17 protein-coding genes and 1 pseudogene are annotated in these 19,052 nt (G+C 57.2%); 11 read left to right on the forward strand and 7 right to left on the reverse strand.

What is annotated here, in order from left to right; all coding sequences use genetic code 11:
- The first annotated feature begins 100 nt into the window (after positions 1-100).
- Both ABD982_RS02605 and ABD982_RS02610 read left to right on the forward strand, forming a co-directional pair.
- Positions 101-2,029: pseudogene (locus ABD982_RS02605) on the forward strand (PTS mannitol transporter subunit IICBA).
- On the forward strand, positions 2,029-3,183 hold the full coding sequence (locus tag ABD982_RS02610) for a mannitol-1-phosphate 5-dehydrogenase (RefSeq protein WP_345444362.1): 1,155 nt from the start codon (positions 2,029-2,031) through the stop codon (positions 3,181-3,183). The pseudogene ABD982_RS02605 and the gene ABD982_RS02610 overlap by 1 nt, the downstream one beginning before the upstream one ends.
- A 311-nt stretch (positions 3,184-3,494) precedes the next feature.
- Here ABD982_RS02610 and mscL read toward each other — a convergent pair whose 3' ends face one another.
- The 3 genes from mscL to ABD982_RS02625 form a co-directional block, all read right to left on the reverse strand.
- Positions 3,495-3,869, reverse strand: a complete 375-nt coding sequence (mscL, locus tag ABD982_RS02615) for a large conductance mechanosensitive channel protein MscL (RefSeq protein WP_345444365.1) — start codon at positions 3,867-3,869, stop codon at positions 3,495-3,497.
- Between the two features lie 205 nt (positions 3,870-4,074).
- The gene (bioB, locus tag ABD982_RS02620; RefSeq protein WP_345444368.1) at positions 4,075-5,304 is read right to left on the reverse strand and encodes a biotin synthase BioB; all 1,230 of its coding nucleotides are present in this window, start codon (positions 5,302-5,304) and stop codon (positions 4,075-4,077) included.
- A gap of 132 nt (positions 5,305-5,436) precedes the next feature.
- Positions 5,437-5,961: a M15 family metallopeptidase gene (locus ABD982_RS02625; protein WP_345445749.1), complete on the reverse strand. Its 525-nt coding sequence runs from the start codon at positions 5,959-5,961 to the stop codon at positions 5,437-5,439.
- A 1-nt stretch (position 5,962) separates the two neighbouring features.
- Between ABD982_RS02625 and ABD982_RS02630 the strand changes: the two genes are divergently transcribed.
- Positions 5,963-6,169 (forward strand): hypothetical protein, encoded by a 207-nt coding sequence (locus ABD982_RS02630; RefSeq protein ID WP_345444371.1) that lies wholly within the window; start codon positions 5,963-5,965, stop codon positions 6,167-6,169.
- 78 nt (positions 6,170-6,247) lie between these two features.
- Here ABD982_RS02630 and coaA read toward each other — a convergent pair whose 3' ends face one another.
- Positions 6,248-7,204, reverse strand: a complete 957-nt coding sequence (gene coaA / locus ABD982_RS02635; RefSeq protein ID WP_345444374.1) for a type I pantothenate kinase — start codon at positions 7,202-7,204, stop codon at positions 6,248-6,250.
- Positions 7,205-7,389: 185 nt separating this feature from the next.
- On the opposite strand from coaA, the gene glmS reads away from it, so the two are divergent.
- The 3 genes from glmS to ABD982_RS02650 all read left to right on the forward strand — a co-directional run bounded on the left by glmS (position 7,390) and on the right by ABD982_RS02650 (position 10,762).
- Entirely contained in the window at positions 7,390-9,273 is a 1,884-nt protein-coding gene (gene glmS, locus ABD982_RS02640; RefSeq protein ID WP_345445751.1) for a glutamine--fructose-6-phosphate transaminase (isomerizing), read from the forward strand.
- Between the two features lie 134 nt (positions 9,274-9,407).
- A complete protein-coding gene (locus ABD982_RS02645; protein ID WP_345444377.1) occupies positions 9,408-9,845 on the forward strand; it encodes a holo-ACP synthase in 438 nt (145 codons plus the stop codon).
- Positions 9,842-10,762: an ADP-dependent NAD(P)H-hydrate dehydratase gene (locus tag ABD982_RS02650; protein WP_345444380.1), complete on the forward strand. Its 921-nt coding sequence runs from the start codon at positions 9,842-9,844 to the stop codon at positions 10,760-10,762. Before ABD982_RS02645 ends, ABD982_RS02650 begins: the two co-directional genes overlap by 4 nt.
- A gap of 57 nt (positions 10,763-10,819) precedes the next feature.
- Here ABD982_RS02650 and ABD982_RS02655 read toward each other — a convergent pair whose 3' ends face one another.
- The 3 genes from ABD982_RS02655 to ABD982_RS02665 all read right to left on the reverse strand — a co-directional run bounded on the left by ABD982_RS02655 (position 10,820) and on the right by ABD982_RS02665 (position 14,494).
- A complete protein-coding gene (locus ABD982_RS02655; protein ID WP_345444383.1) occupies positions 10,820-12,292 on the reverse strand; it encodes a sugar transferase in 1,473 nt (490 codons plus the stop codon).
- Positions 12,293-12,456: 164 nt separating this feature from the next.
- The gene (locus tag ABD982_RS02660; protein ID WP_345444386.1) at positions 12,457-13,239 is read right to left on the reverse strand and encodes a phosphatase; all 783 of its coding nucleotides are present in this window, start codon (positions 13,237-13,239) and stop codon (positions 12,457-12,459) included.
- 28 nt (positions 13,240-13,267) lie between these two features.
- On the reverse strand, positions 13,268-14,494 hold the full coding sequence (locus tag ABD982_RS02665; RefSeq protein ID WP_345444389.1) for a glycosyltransferase: 1,227 nt from the start codon (positions 14,492-14,494) through the stop codon (positions 13,268-13,270).
- A 139-nt stretch (positions 14,495-14,633) separates the two neighbouring features.
- On the opposite strand from ABD982_RS02665, the gene alr reads away from it, so the two are divergent.
- From alr to tsaD, 5 genes are read left to right on the forward strand one after another with little or no spacing between them, the layout of a single operon-like run.
- The gene (gene alr / locus ABD982_RS02670; protein WP_345444392.1) at positions 14,634-15,887 is read left to right on the forward strand and encodes an alanine racemase; all 1,254 of its coding nucleotides are present in this window, start codon (positions 14,634-14,636) and stop codon (positions 15,885-15,887) included.
- Between the two features lie 2 nt (positions 15,888-15,889).
- The gene (gene tsaE, locus ABD982_RS02675) at positions 15,890-16,507 is read left to right on the forward strand and encodes a tRNA (adenosine(37)-N6)-threonylcarbamoyltransferase complex ATPase subunit type 1 TsaE (RefSeq protein WP_345444395.1); all 618 of its coding nucleotides are present in this window, start codon (positions 15,890-15,892) and stop codon (positions 16,505-16,507) included.
- 9 nt (positions 16,508-16,516) lie between these two features.
- Positions 16,517-17,194: a tRNA (adenosine(37)-N6)-threonylcarbamoyltransferase complex dimerization subunit type 1 TsaB gene (gene tsaB / locus ABD982_RS02680; protein ID WP_345444398.1), complete on the forward strand. Its 678-nt coding sequence runs from the start codon at positions 16,517-16,519 to the stop codon at positions 17,192-17,194.
- Positions 17,194-17,763, forward strand: coding sequence for a ribosomal protein S18-alanine N-acetyltransferase (rimI, locus tag ABD982_RS02685; protein WP_425570003.1), 570 nt, complete (start codon positions 17,194-17,196; stop codon positions 17,761-17,763). Before tsaB ends, rimI begins: the two co-directional genes overlap by 1 nt.
- Entirely contained in the window at positions 17,756-18,865 is a 1,110-nt protein-coding gene (tsaD, locus tag ABD982_RS02690) for a tRNA (adenosine(37)-N6)-threonylcarbamoyltransferase complex transferase subunit TsaD (protein ID WP_345444401.1), read from the forward strand. Before rimI ends, tsaD begins: the two co-directional genes overlap by 8 nt.
- Positions 18,866-19,052: the final 187 nt, after the last annotated feature.

Consider the following 19,052-nt stretch of genomic DNA (forward strand, 5'->3'; position numbering starts at 1 on the left):
TCGCACCTCGCGAAAATACACACAAGAAGGGCTTAAGTCCGAAAAGAAACCAGCCAGCGTTCGCGTGCGCGTCCAAAAGTTTGGCACCTTTCTCTCCAGCATGATTATGCCCAATATCGGTGCACTCATTGCGTGGGGTCTGATTACCGCGCTCTTCATCCCTGCCGGTCTCGTCCCCAAATATTTCCCTTCACTGACCGGCTTCAGTGAATACGTGGCAACGATGGTTAGCCCCATGGTGACCTACCTTCTGCCCATCCTGATTGCTTACACCGGCGGCAAGCTCATCTACGAACACCGTGGTGGTGTTGTAGGAGCAACCGCAACCATGGGTGTCATCATGGGTACTAGCGCTGAAATCTTCATCGGTGAAGAGGGCGGCTCACCCATGTTCTTGGGCGCTATGATCATGGGCCCCCTGGCCGCATGGTCCATGAAGAAACTTGATGGCATCTGGGACGGCAAGATCAAGCCCGGCTTTGAAATGCTGGTCAATAACTTCTCCGCCGGTATCTTTGCCGGTATTGCAGCTATTGCTTCGATGTTCTTGCTGACTCCCGTCATGAAGGCTATCTAAGCTGGTGCTGGTGCCGCTGTGGAGTGGCTGGTTAACACCGGTCTGTTGCCGCTGACCGCGCAGCTGATTGAGCCCGCAAAGGTTCTCTTCCTGAACAACGCCATTAACCACGGCATCATTACTCCTCTTGGTACCCAGCAGTCACTGGAAATGGGAAAGTCCATCCTCTACCTGCTGGAAGCAAACCCCGGCCCCGGTCTGGGTATTCTGCTGGCCTACATGTTCTTCGGCCGCGGTGCTGCTAAAGCGTCGGCTCCCGGTGCAGCCCTGATTCACTTCTTCGGTGGTATCCACGAAATCTACTTCCCCTACGTTCTGATGAAGCCCCAGCTGATTGCTGCCGCTATTGCTGGCGGTATGGCTGGTACGTTTACGTTCTTGACCTTCGATGTAGGTTTGACCTCAGCTTCGGCTCCCGGCTCAATCATCGCTATCACCGCTGTTTCTGCGCCCGGTGACCTTTTCAAGGTTTACGCCGGTGTACTGGCAGCTACCCTGGTCTCCTTCCTGGTAGCTGCTCTGATTCTTCGCTTCTCCAAGAAGGGTGAAGACGATCTTGAAGCTGCTGCTCAGAAGATGCAGGACATGAAGGGCAAGAAATCCTCAGTTGCTGGTGCCTTCGCTTCTTCAGCTGCTCGTCCCAACAAGGAAATCCGTAGCATCGTTTTTGCTTGCGACGCCGGTATGGGTTCATCCGCTATGGGTGCTTCAGTTCTGCGTAACAAGATTAAGGACGCAGGTTTCGGCGACAAGGTCACCGTCACCAACTCCGCAATCAACGCTCTGCAGGACAAGTACGACCTGCTCGTTTCTCACCAGGATCTGGCTGATCGTGCTGCCACCCCCACCCCCAGCGCACTCCACGTAGCTGTCGATAACTTCATGGGTTCCCCCCGTTACGACGAAATCGTTGAGATGATTCGCAAGCAGCAGGAAAGCACCACCGCAGCTCCGGCTGAAGCCGCCCCTGTAGCTGCCCCCGCTGCGGTAGCCGCTACCGCCACCGAAACACCTGCTGGTGAACAGGTGCTGACCGCCGACACCATCGTCCTGGGCGCCAGCGCCGCTGACCGCGCAGCGGCAATTGAGCAGGCAGGTGACCTTCTGGTCTCTACCGGTAAGGTCGATGCTTCATACGTAGCAGCTATGCATGAGCGTGAAGCTTCTGTCTCTACCTTCATGGGCAACGGTCTGGCTATCCCCCACGGCACCAATGAAGCTAAGGACGCCATCCACTCATCGGCGATGTCTTTCATTCGCTTAGATGAGCCCATCGACTGGAACGGTAAGCCCGTCAACTTCGTGATTGGCATCGCTGGCGCAGGTGGCACCCACTTGGAACTGCTCCAGAAGATCGCTAAGACCTTCTCCAACAAAGCATCTGTTGCCCAGCTTGAAGAAGCAAGGACTGCCCAGGAAATCCTGGACATCTTCGGAAAGGTTAATAGCTAATGAAAAAAGCTGTACATTTCGGCGCCGGTAATATCGGCCGCGGCTTTGTTGGCGTTATCCTCAATGAAGCCGGCTACGAGCTGGTCTTCTCAGACGTTGCCGCTCCTCTCATTGACGCACTCAACACCGAGGAAAGCTACACCGTGCATGAGGTAGGTGCTGACCCCAAGGACATCACTATCACCAACTTCCGCGGTATCAACTCAGCAGAGAACCCCGACGCGCTCGCTGAGGAAATCGCTACTGCTGATGTCGTCACCACTGCCGTTGGCCCCACCGTGCTCAAGTTCGTTGCGGTTAATATCGCCCAGGGGTTGCAGAAGCGTGCTGAACTGGGTACCCCCGGCAAAGTCGCCGTCATGGCGTGTGAAAACGCTATCAACGCAACCGACGGTCTGGCTGAAGAAGTGCGTAAGCACTACGCTGCAGCCGATGAACAGGCAATCTTCGCCAACACCGCCGTTGACCGCATCGTACCTAACCAGGCTCCCGGACAGGGGTTGGATGTCACCGTGGAGAACTACTACGAATGGGCTGTTGAAACCGGCCCGTTCGGCGATGACGTTCCCGCTATCAACGGTGCAACCTGGGTTGCGGATCTTGCTCCTTACATCACCCGCAAACTCTTCACCGTCAACACCGGGCATGCCACCCTCGCCTACTTTGGCGCTCAGGCTGGCATCTCAAAAATCTCTGATGCGCTCGCAAACGATGAGATCCGCGCCAAGGTTGAGGCAACTCTTGCTGAAACCAAGGACCTCATCGTTCGCACATTCGGTTTTGAGCCCGAGGTGCAGCAGGCCTATATTGAAAAAATCCTGAGCCGCTTTGCCAATAAGGATTTGCCTGACACCACTGACCGTGTTGGACGTTCTCCCTTGCGTAAGATTTCACGCAATGAACGCTTCATTGGCCCGGCAGCTGATTTGGCTGAACTAGGACGCCCCACGGATGCCCTTCTGGCCACCGTTGCGGCCCTGCTGGAATTTGATGTAGCTGAGGATCCTGAAGCAGTTAGTCTGCAGCAGACCCTAGCTGAGCTTAAAGCTGGGGAGTCAGATCTGGACACCGTGACCGCCCAGCTCACCGGTCTGGATGCTGAGCACCCGCTCTACGCTGGAGTCCGCACAGTTATTGCGGCTCGTGTAGCCTAAGAGAAACGCATAGGGGCTTAGCTCCCCAAACGCACCAAGAAGAGGTGCTCCGCCCCCCTCACGGGAGGCGGGGCACCTCTTTTATCCCCACCGGTATGAGGCTTTAGCCTACGAGGCTGGGTGTTCATGTTCTGGTGAAAGAAGCGAATCAGAAGAGGTGGGCAGTTTGCCACACACTCCGTCCACCTGCGCTTTTAATGTCTGCTGACCCCCTCCATTGCTTGTAACTCAGAGCTACTGGGCTCTTAATGCAAAGGTGCCCCGTTCCTTTTCGGAACGGGGCACCTGTCAGTTAAATGTACTGAAAGTCTTTACTTGGCAGCGATGGCGTCGCGGATTTCCTTGAGCAGAGCGACCTGGGGGTCTTCCTCTTCCTCTTCGAGTTCGAGCTTTGCAGCGCGTTTTTCGTTGAACTTGTTGATGGGCATGACGATGCAGAAGTAGAGTGCAGCTGCAACGATCAAGAAGTTAACAACAGCGGTCAAAAAAACGCCGATCTTGACATCGCCAAATGCGAGCCATTGGTCGAATGATACGTTGTCACCGGTAATGAAGGCAATAGCGGGCATCATCACTGACTCTACGAGAGCGTTGACAACGGCGGTGAAAGCGGTACCGATGATCAGACCGACTGCGAGGTCGATCACGTTACCGCGGGTAATAAAATCTTTAAATCCAGTAAGCATGATTTCAAGAATAGCGTGGGTCAAACAGGTAAGAAACTAAAAGCAGGTAAAATTCCTGCGGAAACCAGTGGGCTTCCTCACAAGGTGATGTGCACCCCTCGATATAATCACAAACTGTATGTTTTTCCTCGTCAAGTGCGTTTTGGGGCATAGTCACTCACGAGAGGCATGATGCGCGTCGGAGCACTGCCAGCAAAGACCGCTCTTAGGCATTGGGGCGTGATGGTGTCCCCGTGCCCCGTCTGCGTAGAACCGGCCGGAACTCAACCCCGGATTCTGGAAGATGAGAATTCTCCGTTGGATGGCGTGCTTCCATCGATGAGCAACCGCCGCACCCCTGCAAGTTATCAGATACCACTGGAAGTCCACACCGTGAGCTTTCGTCTACGCTAGCAAGGTTGCTTTCATCGCCCCTATCTTTCGCCAATCTCTGATGCTCAGCCAAAAGGTCTCTGCCCTCAGCCCCCACTATCTCAAACCCACTATCTCGAATCATATCCAGGTCATCTAGGGCTGCTTGACCTTCGGACGTGAGATAATCGCCGAGGAAAAGGGAGTTGGCTATCTGCAGCGCCACCGACTGCAGGGACCGCAGGTGCATCTCACGTCCGCCCGCCATACGGATCTCTCGGTCGGGCGCCACCAGGCGCACTGTTGCCAAAATTCGCAGACATTTCAGTGGGGTGAGCTCCCACGTGCCAGCAAGCGGTGTTCCTTCAAAAGGCATCAGAAAATTGACGGGAATGGAGTCTCCATCCAAATCTTTCAGAGCAAAAATTGCATCAATGAGCTGTTCGTCTGTCTGCCCCATCCCCACAATGAGCCCGGAGCAAGCTGATAAGCCCGCCTGCTGAGCTTGGTGGATTGTGCTAATGCGTTCTTGGTAGGTGTGTGTGGAGCAAACGTCGGTGTAGTGGTCTTCGCTGGTGTTGAGATTGTGATTGTAAGCATCAGCGCCAGCTTCTTTAAGGCGTTGGGCCTGCCCATCTTTCAGGATCCCTAGACAAGCACAAACTTCTACCTGCGGGTGCTGGTCCTTGAGCTGCTTTATCATTCCAGACACGCGTTCAACATCCCGATTGCTGGGCCCCTTGCCTGAAGCAACCATGCACACTCGAGAGGCTCCGCCGGCAATGCCGAACTTTGCTTGTGTGAGTGCTTCTTGATGCGAAACCCAGGAGTACTTGAGAACATCAGCCTCAGACCCCAGGCGTTGGGAGCAGTAGGTGCAGTCCTCTGGGCACAGCCCTGATTTGAGGTTGATGAGGTAGTTGACTTTAACCGTGTTGGAGAAATGGTGGCGGCGAAGTAAGGATGCGGCTTCTACCAGGGTAAAGGTCTGGGCGTCTGGGGCTGTCAGCGCGGTCAGCGCCTCTTTGCGGCTGATCGGCTTGCCCTGAAGGATGCGCTCTGCAAGAGCTTTAAAATCTGTCATACATCTATCAATAGACGATTTTTGAACAGTGTTCAAATTTCTGTTGCTAGATTTCATCAACCAATGAAAAAGGCAAGCCACTCCCTGAGCGCAGCGCCTTGTTGTCTTGCTCTAGTACTGCATACAGTGAGTTTACTCAGACGATGAAAGAGCAAAACCCCAAAAATCCTCCAGTGTAGGGGCGCCTGAGCTGTGGAATGCCGCTGCTTCTGCGCGTCCTACGTAGCGAAAATGCCAGGATTCGTACCAGTAGCCCGTAGTTTCGTGCTGCCACCAGGGATAGCGCAGCACAAAGCCATACTCATGGGCATGGGCGGCTGACCAGCGGGCGGCATCGGTATCTTTGAAGCAGACCTGTACGTCGCAGGCGCCTCCGGTGCCGATATCAAGGGCGAGGCCGGTCTGGTGCTCTGAATAACCGGGACGGGCAGAAGCTACATCGGCCTGCTCCTGTCCGTAGGTAGCCACCCATGAGTTATAGGTGCCGACCTGGGTCTCGTAGGACCTGTAACCACTCAAAGCTGTGATACCTACTCCCTCAACTGAGGCGGCAGCAAACATTTCCTCGGCAGCTTGAGCCGCCTTTTGGCGAAGGTATACCCCACCGAAGGGGACGAGATCAACCGGGGCGTAGGTTTTGGGAGAGAGCGGGTGCATCTTGTTCACCAGCACCGTCAGTGAGTCGGGCGAGGTGAAATCTGGTGAACGCGAGGTGCTAGGCGATGACGACGCGGCTTTGCTGGGGGTTGATACGGTCTCTGCAGTAGCAGTTGCCTCTGCGGTGGGCGTTTCTTGTGCAGGGGTGCTAGCGCCAGGAGTATTGGCTGCTGAAGAGGTTGTAGCCGGCGTTGGAGAACTGCCGTGAACAGTACAGCCACAGAGCAAGACTAGCGCGCCCACCAGGGGATAGATGCCTGCTTTTCTGATGGGTAAACCCATTATTTTAGTTCTTCCTGAGCAAGACACGGCGAACCTTGTGGTCGTGAGACTTGCTCAAAATCAGTTTGGCGCGTCCCCGGGTGGGGAGCACGTTCTGGCGGAGGTTCGGTTCGTTAATGGACTTCCAGATGCTGGTGGCCAGTTCTATAGCAGCATCTTCAGAGAGATCAGCATAGCGCCGGAAATATGAATCTGGGTTGGTAAAGGCTGATTGCTGCAGCTTGAGAAAGCGCTCTACATACCACCGCTCTATATCGTCGGTATTGGCGTCCACATAGATAGAGAAATCAAAGAAATCAGCCAGACTCAGCGCTGATGAGCTGTTTTCGCTCAGTTTAGCGGGGGCAAGAACATTGAGGCCCTCGACAATGAGAACATCAGGTGCTGTTACCGCGATGCTCTCCTCCGGGAGGATGTCGTAGTAGAGGTGAGAGTATTTGGGAGTGGTCACCACAGGGGCCCCGGACTTCACGTCTGCGACAAAACGTAGGAGCGCGCGTCGGTTATACGACTCGGGGAAGCCTTTGCGGCCCATGAGCCCCCGTCGTTCTAGCTCAGCGTTGGGGTAGAGAAATCCGTCTGTAGTGATGAGCTGGACGTTAGGGGTAGAAGGCCAACGCCGCAGAAGGTCCTGCAATACTCTGGCTGTGGTGGACTTGCCCACCGCCACGGAACCCGCCACACCGATAATAAAGGGAACCTTACGCTCTGATGTCCCCAAAAAGTCGTTCGTCATATCGTTGACGCCAGCAGCAGCATTCACATAGAGATTCAGCAACCTCGAAATGGGCAGGTAGACCTGAGAAACTTCTTCAAGGTCAATGCGCTCACCCAGACCGCGCAGCTGCGTCAGCTCATCTTCAGTGAGCGGTACTGATATTTCGCTGGCAAGCCGCGACCAGGTATCCCGGTCAAGCTCTGTAAAAGGGGAGTGCTTTGAAGCAAGTGCGGAGGTGCTCATTTAGCCAAGTCTAAAACCCTCTGAACGTCAGCTGAAAACCTCTTCCCTAAGAAACCGATTATGACGCGCAATTTAGGGGACAAATAGTCGTTCGACAGGCCTGTCCACCCCTAGAAATCAATGTGTCGCACTCGTCATTCGCATAATCTGTTCCCAAATGAAACATGCACGGTAGTATGAGCTTTATGTGTGGAATCGTAGGATATGTAAGTCTCGGCCAGGTCGCAGACGGTAAGAAATTTGACCACTCCGCTTATGATGTGGTCCTCGAAGGTTTGCGCCGCCAGGAATACCGCGGCTATGACTCAGCCGGTGTTGCCGTCATCGGTGATGAAGGAATTGAGTTCCGTAAGAAGTCGGGCAAACTGGTCAACCTGGAAGCTGAAGTTGCAGCTAACCCCATGACCGAATCAACTATCGGCATCGGTCATACCCGCTGGGCAACCCACGGCGGCCCCACCGATAACAATGCTCACCCTCACGTTGTAGATAACGACCGCCTAGCAGTTGTGCACAACGGTATTATCGAAAACTTCGCTGAGCTTCGCGCCGAACTGCTGGAAGAGGGCGTCACCTTCCTCTCGCAGACCGATACCGAAATCGCAGCTAACCTGATTGCCAGCATCTACAACAAGCTGGAATCAAAGGACCTCACCGAAGCAATCCGCCTGGCCTCAAACCGCCTTGAAGGTGCTTTCACCATCCTGGCAATTCACACCGACCACCCCGACCGCGTTGTAGCTACCCGCCGCAACTCACCGCTGGTTATCGGTCTGGGCGAAAATGAGAACTTCCTGGGCTCAGACGTCTCAGGTTTCATCGACTACACCAAAAAAGCAGTCGAAATGGGCCAGGACCAAATCGTTACCATCACCGGTACCGACTACTCCATCATTGATTTTGAAGGCTTCCCCGCCCACGGCAAAGAATTCACCATCGAATGGGACACCGCAGCTGTTGAAAAGGGCGGCTTCGACTCCTTCATGGAGAAAGAAATCCACGAGCAGCCCGCAGCTGTGCGTGACACCCTGCTAGGCCGTCTGGACGAAAAGGGTAACCTGACCCTCGACGAGCTGAAAATCGATGACAGCGTCCTGCGCTCCATCAATAAAATCATCGTGGTTGCCTGTGGCACCGCAGCTTACGCAGGCCACGTGGCCCGCTACGCTATCGAGCACTGGTGCCGCATCCCCACCGAGGTCGAACTGGCCCACGAGTTCCGCTACCGCGACCCCATCGTGGATGAAAAGACCTTAGTTGTGGCTTTGTCACAGTCCGGCGAAACCATGGACACCCTCATGGCTGTGCGTCACGCGCAGGAGCAGGGCGCTAAGGTTGTCTCCATCTGTAACACCAACGGTTCAACCCTGCCCCGTGAAGCTGACGCAGCTCTCTACACCCACGCAGGCCCCGAAATTGCCGTTGCCTCCACCAAGGCCTTCCTCTCACAGATTGCTGCTGCCTACCTGCTGGGTCTCTACCTGGCACAGCTGCGCGGCAACATGTACAAGGACGAAGTACGCGGCATTCTCCAAGAACTGCAGCAGATGCCCGAAAAGATTCAGGCAGTTATCGACGGTGAGCAGCAGGTCAAGGATCTTGGCACCTCCATGAAGGACGCTAAGTCTGTGCTCTTCCTGGGCCGCCACGTAGGCTTCCCCGTAGCTCTTGAGGGCGCTCTCAAGCTCAAAGAAATCGCCTACCTGCACGCAGAGGGCTTTGCTGCTGGTGAGCTCAAGCACGGCCCCATCGCACTGGTTGAAGAGGGCCAGCCCATCTTCGTCATTGTGCCTTCACCCAACGGCCGTGACTCCCTGCACGCCAAGGTTGTTTCCACCATCCAGGAAGTGCGTGCTCGCGGTGCTGTCACCATCGTTATCGCTGAAGAAGGCGACACTGCCGTTGAGGAGCATGCAGATCACATCATCCGCATTCCTGCCTCACCGTCACTGCTGCAGCCCCTGCTAGCCACTGTGCCACTGCAGATCTTCTCATGCGCTGTAGCGCACGCGAAGGGCTACGACGTTGACCAGCCCCGTAACCTAGCGAAGTCTGTGACTGTTGAGTAACCAAACGGTCTAAGGAATGCTTTTTTGGGCGCCCCTACCTCTGGTAGGGGTGCCTTTGCTATGCCCCTACTTTCTTGATGTAGCCGCTTCGCTAAACTGGGGGAATGAGAAGAGACGGTTAGAAGGGTCACCGCATGATTATTGGTACCGGCGTTGATGTGGTCAACATCAACAGATTCGCAGAGATTATTGAGCGCACCCCGGGCTTCATTGACCGTGTGTTTGTCGAACATGAACGGGATAAACTCTTGCGTTCCTTGGCCGCACGTTTTGCCGCTAAAGAGGCAGCCGCCAAAGCCCTTCGAGCACCTGCTGGCTTGGTCTGGCAGCACTGCTGGATTGAAAATGACCCGGACGGAGCTCCCCACCTGGTCGCTACGGGTACGGTGGCTCAGCGGGCAGCAGATCTGGGTATTAACCGCTGGCATCTTACTCTCACCCACGATGAACCGGTAGCTATCGCATCTGTCGTGGCAGAACACTTGACCGATGATGAATTACTCACCCTCATGAGATTAGACCCAGCCGGCCGCGGTCTGCTCTCTGCTCACCCTAGGGAGACTGACCGATGAGCCTTGAAAACAGCCCCACCGTAAGAGCATTCGATGCTGGACAGTTACCCGCTTTGCTAAAGGCACCCGGCGAAAAGTCCCATAAGTACACTCGCGGAGTGCTGGGAGTGCTGACCGGCAGTGAGGACTACCCCGGGGCGGCGCTCATGAGTGTGCGGGCGGCTGTCAACACCGGGGTCGGCATGGTGCGGTTTGTTGGCACCAGTCAGCTCAACTTTCTTATAAATCTATCGGTCCCTGAAGCGGTCTGCTCTACCGGTGACCCGCTAGAATTGCGCGTTGATGCCTGGGCACTGGGAAGTGGTGTCAGTCAGGGCTCACGTCTTGAACATATCAGGGCCGTGCTGAGCACCGAGACTGCAGCAGTGGGGGACGCTGGCGCGGTACCCCTTGCTGCCCAACTGGTAGCAGGCGGTCGAATTCTGATGCAGCAGCACATTCTTACTCCGCACGCTGGTGAACTTGCAGATTTCTTCACGTGGCTCTTGGCGCTTGCGCCGAACCTGTTTGATGGAGCTGCCCCTGAACGCGCTGAAATAGAAGCAGATCCCGTCTTCTGGGCTAGCCAGGCAGCCTATTTGAGCGGCGCCACGGTTCTGCTCAAGGGTGGAGTGACGCATATAGCAACTAGTGATGGGAAGCTGGTGCTGACGGTCGAAAGTAACAGCCCCTGGTTGGCTACGGCAGGTAGCGGGGACACCCTCACCGGTATAATGGGTGCCCTGTTAGCACAACACCAGGCGCACCACACCCAACCCAGCGCTCCCTTAATCTACGCTCAGCTCGCGGCTGCTGCCGTGACGGTACACGGCCTTGCCTCTGACCTGGTGCATACGCCCGGTACCCGCGGCCCTCTACCACCGACCGAGGTAGCGCAACGGTTACCCGCAGCACTGGCGCAACTACTGAGCGTGTAGGTAGCGTAAAAAAATCCACCCGGCTAAAAGCCGGGTGGATGTGATGCTTTTTAGGGCTTAGTAGGCCCCATCCTTAGCGAAAACTGCGCGTACAGTGCGGAAAAGGATCACTAAATCGCCAATCACTGACCAGTTCTCAACATAGTAGAGGTCCAGGCGAATGGACTCTTCCCAGGACAGGTTGGAACGGCCTGATACCTGCCAAAGACCGGTAACGCCGGGTTTGACGAGCAGACGGCGGTAGGCGTCCTCCTCGTATTGGGTAACCTCTGATGCCAACGGGGGTCGGGGCCCTACCAGGGACATATCACCGAGGAAGACATTCCAGAGCTGGGGCAATTCATCGATCGAGTACTTGCGGATGAACTTACCGATTGTGGTAATGCGGGGGTCATCGGCCATTTTAAAAAGAACCCCGCTACCCTCGTTCTGCGCTATGAGCTCTTTTTTGAGCTCCTCAGCGTTAGTCACCATAGAGCGGAACTTAATCATGTGGAAGGAAGTGCCGCGGTAGCCAACCCTCTCCTGCAAGAAGAAGATGGGCCCGCCGTCCTTCTTAACCATCAGAGCAACAACCAGTAGGAGGGGGGACAGAAGGATAAGCCCCAGAGTGGAAGCTACGAGATCGATGGAGCGTTTCAGAAGGGCCTGGACCCCCTCAATACGCGGAGTATGCACGTGAATAAGGGGGAGACCGCCCAGAGGCTGAGTGCGAATGCGAGGCCCGGCGATATCGGTCATTGCCGGTGCCATAATAAGGGCGACGTGAGCTGCTGCCAGAACCCACCCTAACCTGCGCAGTTCTTGAGGATTGAGACCGTGGCCGGTAGAAACTGCCACCGCGTGAATATTGTTATCGCGCACCACCTCAATGATGTCAGCTGCGTTGGGTGAGTACCCCAGGGTGGGGATTTCTCCGTCTCCCAGCGTGGTGCCTTCAGGTGAACGAGGTAAGTAGGCTGCTACAGGTGAAAGACCGGAGGTGCGGCCTTTCAGCAGAGTCTTGTAGAGGTGATTGCCGGAATCATAGTCACCGATAATTAGCACACGGGATAGAGCTCGGCCACGGTTTCTCCAGCTCACCAAATAGCGGCGTACAGACCACCGTGCGCTGAGCAAGAGAAGAATGCCGATGGGGTAGGCCAGAATAACGTAACCTCGGGCAAACTCAATCTTGGTGAGGTAAGAGAAAATCGCAATGAGGCAGAAAAAATACGAGGTGGCCTTGATGACCAGGCGGTACTCATCATTGCCCTGACCCAGGTGACGGATATTGCGGGACCCCGAAATAGAAAGAGCCATGAACCACAGCACACCGAAAATAATGCCGGTGCCGATGTAACCCATGGGTAGCTCAGTGCGGCTCATGACTTCTGAGTCTTCAAAGCCGAAGCTAGCCAGGTGTGCTAGCGCGAAAGTGATGGTGATGGTGAGTGCATCAACAATGTAGAGAGCCGCCTTAACCTTTGGGTGCCATGGGCGGCGATTGCGCGTCTCCCTCCAACGCTCTTCAATGATGTCTTGATTCACGTGGTGTGTTCCCCCCAGTGTGAGTGATGAATGTACCTCAGACAGGGTGCGAAAACTGTTCTGCGGCACGTAGATTGATTAACAATCAATCCTACTGCCAACCGCAGAATAGGGGGTGCTTCATAAAGGTGGCTCTTTGCACACGAGCTAGGGCCGTGAAACCGCTAGCTGGCGGGGTAAAGGTCTGCTTCACTCAGAATAAAATCGATAACGGGTCGGTAAAGATGAGGGGTCACATTATCGTCCATAGGAACAGCCACCAGAATCTGCCCCTGTTCTGCTGAGACAAAGAGCCCGGGGTCATTGCAGTCAGCAATGCCGATGGTGGGGTAGCCAGCTGATGCTGCAAACCCTGCTAACCCGTGGTCAGCGACGACCAGGCCGGGGGCATCCTCACGTGCCTCAAGCTGGGCGAGGGCCAGCTGCATAGGGCCGGGGAAGTGGGTATGCTGCAGGTTGCCGTACTGTTCGAACATGACCACATCGAAGATTTGGCGGATATCACCATCTAAAAATAGATCACCCTCGTCAATGGTGAGGACGCGGGCTCCGGCTGCCCGGGCTGCACGTGCCATCTCAGCGTAGATGGGGAAGAGGCCTGCGGGGTGACCGGTTGCGAAGAGGATGCTGTGGCCAGCTGCTACAGCCTGGCCGAAAATACGCGCATACTCGGTCAGAGCGTCCACGCACTTCTCTGCGCTGATGGTGTCCTGCCCCTCTAAGAAGGTAGGGTCTGAGCTGGTGCCCACACGTCGAGCCATGAGCTCAAAGATTTCTTCGTAGCTCCAATCGCGGGTGAGTTTCACCCCGAACTCAAGGTGCTCGTTACCCTCCACAAAGCCGTGCATATGGGCGATATTATTCTCGCGGGCGGTTGCTACCTGCCCGGTGATTTTGGAGGCGTTGAGGTAGTCAATGAATTCATGGCGGGTCATAGAAAAAGACATGGGTGTTCCTTAGCGTGATCTATAGGTTCTAAATACTGTAGGTGCTGTGAAGTAGCTGGCTGTAGAGCTCAAAGAGACGGTCGGCGGTGTCATCCCAGCGCAGGTGAGCTGCGCGTGCGGAGCCGGCTGCGCCCAGGCGCCGGCGTTCTTCTGGTGATCTCACCAGCTTTTCGATGGCTGAGGCCCAAGCCTCCGGGGTGCGAGGCTCGACCAAATGACCGGTCACACCGTCTTGCACAGCGGTCAGCAGGCCGTCTGCTTTGGTCGCCAGCACGGGCGTACCGCAGGCCTGAGCTTCTAGAGCTACCAGACCAAAGGTTTCTGAGGAGGATGGGCAGGCAACGATATCAGCGGCTCTGAAGGACGCGGCAAGTTCCCGAGGCTTTTGGGAGGGGAGGAGCCTGACTCGATGCGTGAGGCCCAGCTGCTGTGACCGTTGGAGAAGCTGATCCTCGTAGTTAGTGTGGGACTGCCCGATGATATCGAGGGTCACCTCTAAGTCCTGAGGGAGTAAGGCGAGCGCCTCAACGAGAAGGTGGGGGCCTTTCAGCGGCTGCGGGCGTCCGGCAAAAACTAGGTGAGCTGAGGTGGCAGAACCGGCATTGGTGGCTGTCTCACCTGCCCGGGGTGTAAAGATACCGGTTTCAACACCCGGTGTGATAACCTTCAGCCGCCCGGGATCAGCCGCGTAGAGGTCGCGTATTTGCTGAGCTTCAAAACGTGTATTCACGACCACGGAAGATACGGTATCGATCAGGCGCTGCTCACCCTCCAGGCGTATCTGCGGCTCAGGTTTCTCGCCGGGAGCCAGCCGGGCGTTTTTTGCCGCAGCGGTGGTATGCATGGTCTGCACCAAGGGAAGATCTGGGGCGTATTCCAGCGCCGCTAGCCCCGACAGCCAGTAGTGGGCGTGGACGATATCGGGTTGCCGCACAGCACTCTCCCGAATCGCCTGAGCAAAAGCAGGAACAAATTTCGGTAAATTCTCTTTCGAAGCACAGGCAGCTTCGGGTAGATACAGCGAGTGAACAATCGCCCGGTCAGAAACCCGCTCTGTTGTGCGCGCACCGTTGCAAGCCGTATCCAGGGTAAAGACCTCTACTGATATCTGCGGATAGCGCTTCAGCAAAGCGCGCAAAGAACGGTCGATATAGACATTCATGCCCCCAGCGTCCCCCGTGCCCGGCTGCGCCAAAGGAGAGGTGTGCATGGAAATCAGATGAAGGTGCACGCTTGCCAGAGATAGGTCTACCACGCTTCACTACTTTACCGCCCCTAAGGAGCCAATCGTCACTTACTTTCACCAGCGGTGTACCGGCGGGCATATGACCTGGCGCGTCAAAGTGGACTACCCTAAAAAGAGGAGAATTAATGATACGAAGGCAGGAAGAGCAATGAGTCTTACCAGCGGATACCGCCAGCAGGGTTTCGTGCCTCTGGATGCCCCCGGCGATTTTGAGCGCCTTGCCCTCATCGATCTGGACGCTCTTGAGTACAACGTCACCCGTATTCGTTCCCTCATCGGGGGGCGGGAGCTGGTCGCTGTGGTGAAGGCGGATGCTTACGGGCACGGTGCTGTTGATGTGGCCCGCTCAGCTCTAGCTGCCGGCGCGGACGCTCTGGGGGTGGTGCATGTACGCGAGGCCGCTACCCTGCGTGATGCTGGAATAAAGGCACCCATGATTGCCTGGCTGCATACCCCTCGCACCGACTTTGAGCTTGCTCTGCGCTTGAATCTTCAGTTGGGTGTTTCTAGCCTCTGGGAACTAGAAAAAATTGCGGCCGCCGCCCAGACTGCTACCCCTTCCCAGCCGGTGCTATTGCACCTTAAGGTAGACACCGGTCTTGGTCGTAACGGCGTGATGCTCGCTGATCTTGAAAAGCTGGCTGCCCGTGCCCGCGCCTACGAGGTGCAGGGGCTGGTGAAAGTGCGCGGGCTCTTTACTCACCTGGCGGTTGCTGATGAACCGCAACGCCCTGAAACCGCTAGCCAATCGGCAGAGTTTGACCGTGCCCTGATGATTGCAGAAAACGCCGGGCTGACTCCCCAGGTGCTGCACCTTGCTAACACCCCGGCAACCTTTACCGCTGCTGACCTTCAGCAAGAGGATGCGCTGCTGAGGGACTCCGTCCGCGTGGGGCTCGGGCTGTATGGTCTTTCGCCGCTGCCAGGCGTCAGCCCTCAAGAATTGGGCCTCAGACCCGTGATGCACCTCCAAACCTTCATCAGCTCGGTTAAAGAAGTGCCCGCTGGCCAGGGCGTCTCGTACGGGCTTCACTACGTAACTGACCAGCCAACCACCCTAGCTCTGGTGCCCCTGGGCTACGCGGACGGTGTGCCCCGGGTAGCCACCGGAGGGCCGGTACGCATCTACCCGGCAGGCGCAGAGCCCCGCACTTACCGAGAGGTAGGGCGCATCGCCATGGACCAGATGGTGATTGATCTCGGTGCACCCGGTCTTTCTGACCCGGCTCTCGGCTACTTGGGGGCGCCCGCCGTCCTCTTCGGAGCCGGGCAGAACCCGCCGGTGACCGACTGGGCGCAGGCCGCTGGCACCATCAACTATGAAATCGTCACCCGCATCTCGCCACGCGTGCCCCGTGTCTCGGTGGGCGGTAGCTGGCGAAACGACACCACGGAAAGGTAGTCATGCCGAGTTCTCAAGCAGTTTTTGACCTAGAAATTACCGACCCCAGCCACACTGCCGCCGTTGCCCGTGCGCTCGCGCCCCTGTTGGATGCTGGGGACGTGTTGATTCTGACCGGCGAATTGGGCGCAGGAAAGACTACCTTTACCCGTTCACTGGGGGAGGGGCTAGGGGTGCGCGAAGGCGTCATCTCACCGACCTTCGTGCTCTCCCGCGTGCACCCCAACCTCGCTGATGGCCCGCGCCCCGGTGGTCCAGACCTGGTCCACGTGGATGCCTACCGCCTGACCTCGGGCGAAGAACTGGATGACCTAGATTTGGAGTACTCCCTGGATCGCTCGGTGACCGTCATTGAATGGGGTAGAGACAAAGCCGAACACCTCTCAGATTCTCTGCTGGACTTGGAATTCACTCGCGTCACCGGTGCCGACCTGGCCGAGACCGACCCCTACCAGCTCTACACCAGTAGCAGAGGAACTGACCTGGACGAGGACGAAGAAGCCCCCGAACCGCGCCGCCTGCGCGTCATAGCCAGCGGCCCCCGCTGGCTTAGCCAGCGTCCAAGCGCTTTTGACCGGCTACAACAGGCTCTCACCCATGCCGCCCCGACTACGGAGTAAACTAACACAGTGCTTTTTCTTGCCCTAGACTCATCAGCTACCGCCTCCGTCGCCCTGGGACGTATCGAAGGCGGTCAGCTCACCCTGCTCGCCCACCGCGCCACCACGGACACCCGCTCCCACGCCGAGGTCATGTCCCCCTTCGTCGCCGATGTAATGGCCGAAGCTGGCGTCAGCGGTCACGACCTTGACGCCGTACTGACCGGCACCGGGCCTGGCCCCTTTACCGGTCTGCGTGCTGGTATCGTGACAGCCCGTGCGCTCGCCGTCGCCTGGGACCTTCCTCTCTACGGCATGATGAGCCTGACCGCACTGGCCGAGGCAGCCCATGCTGTTGCTCGGGAGGCCGGCCAGCAGCGTTTTCTGGTGGTCAGCGATGCCCGCCGCCGCGAAGTCTACTCGGCGCTGTACGAGCTCACTGAAACCGGCTACTCGCTGGTGCAGGGCCCCACCGTTGGCCCGGCCTCCCAAACGCCTACCTTGCCCGCCTACGGTAGTGGAACCTCCCTCTATCCCCAGGACTTCGATGCTCAACCCGGCTTCGAGAGCCTACAACCCGAAGCCAGCCACCTGTTGCGCGCCGCTGCCCGCCTGGGCGCTAGTGCGCTGAGCACCGATACCTCGGCTCTTTACCTGCGTGAGTCGGACGCTAAGGTGCCGGCCGCCCGTAAAAAGGCGGGTAGCTAGTGCTCCAGGCAAATCTACCCAACGGGCTACCCGGCGTCCGCGCTCGCGCAATGACCCTCGTGGACGTACCCGCAGTGCACACCTTGGAAAGCCAGCTCTTCCCGGCTGATGCCTGGCCGCTCGATATGTTTTTAGCCGAGATAGTGCATCCCACCCGAGGCTATATTGTGCTCGAAACCGTGCAGGAGGGGAGGAACGAGGCTGAGATCATTGGTTATGCCGGTTTGATGAGTATCGCCGAGACAGCCGACGTGCAGACTATTGCCATTGACCCACGGCACGAGGGCAAGGGCTACGGGCGGGCTCTGCTGGACTTCCTTGCCCGCGAAGCCGCGGTCCGCGGTGCTGAACAGATTCTGCTAGAAGTACGCGCCGATAATGCTCGCGCCCAAGATCTTTACCAGCGCAACGGCTACCAGCAAATTCATGTGCGCCGCGGCTATTACAACGACGGCGTGGATGCTCTCATTATGCGCAAGGAGCTACTGGCTCCCGCTTCCACCCCGAACGATGATGCCACGAGCAAGACCCCAGAACCCACGATTGAAAGCGAAGCCCACCATGACTAAGGCCAACACCGAACCCCTGGTATTGGGCATCGAATCCTCCTGCGACGAAACCGGCATCGGCATCGTGCGCGGCTCCATCCTGCTCACTAATACCGTTGCTAGTTCCATGGAAGAACACGTGCGCTTCGGCGGGGTCATCCCCGAAATCGCCTCCCGTGCCCACCTGGACGCCTTCGTACCAGCCCTTAAACAGGCCTTGGACGAAGCTGGGGTGACCCTCGAGGAGATAGACGCTATTGCAGTCACTGCAGGCCCCGGCCTGGCCGGTGCTCTCATGGTCGGTGTATCAGCTGCCAAAGCACTGGCTGTAGCCACCGGTAAACCCCTTTACGGTATCAACCACCTGGTCGCCCATGTAGGTGTGGGTCTGCTGGATGACTGCGGCATCGAAGGGCACACCGCCGACTTCTTGGACGGCTTACCCCGCGAGGGTCTTGGCGCCCTGCTGGTCTCTGGCGGACACACCGAAATCCTAGCAGTCCGCGATATCACTGGCGATGTGGAACTCTTGGGCGCTACCCTGGATGACGCCGCCGGCGAAGCCTACGATAAGGTCGCCCGCCTTCTCGGTCTACCCTACCCCGGTGGCCCCGCCATCGATCAAGCCGCAAGAGAGGGCGACGGTAGTGTCTTCGCTTTCCCCCGCGGGCTCTCCACCCGCAAATTCATGGGCACCGTCGAAGAACCCGGCCCTCACCGCTACGATTTCTCCTTCTCAGGCCTCAAAACCGCCGTTGCCCGCGTCGTCGAAGGGTTCGAAGCCCGCGGTGAAGAAGTACCCGTGGCAGACGTCGCGGCCTCCTTCCAAGAAGCAGTCGTCGATGTCATCACTCAAAAAGCCATGCTGGCCTGTGCCGAACGCGGCATCAAAACCCTCCTGCTAGGCGGTGGAGTGGCAGCCAATTCCCGACTGCGTGAGCTTACCGCCCAGCGCTGCGCCGAACACGGCATCAAACTGGTTATTCCACAGCTCTCCCTCTGCACCGACAACGGCGCTATGGTCGCTGCTCTGGGTGCCCGTCTGGTCACCGGGGGCCGGCAGCCCAGCGGCATCGACTTCACTGCCGACTCATCCCTGCCTGTCACCACCATCTCGGTCTAGGTGAAGTACCTACACAATTAAAGCAAGGCGCTAGCAGGCGCGCCCTCGCCCTGACCCTCTCGCTGGCTCGCAGAGCTCGCATGCGATTCACGCCAGCCCCGAACCAGTCGGCTGCGTGCGCGCCTACTTGTGCCTTGCTCAGTGGACAGGGTGGTCTGCCGCCTTCAGGGCACCCGTCTGCGCTGCC

Source organism: Rothia endophytica (genome assembly GCF_039543885.1).
Classification (GTDB): Bacteria; Actinomycetota; Actinomycetes; order Actinomycetales; family Micrococcaceae; genus Rothia; species Rothia endophytica.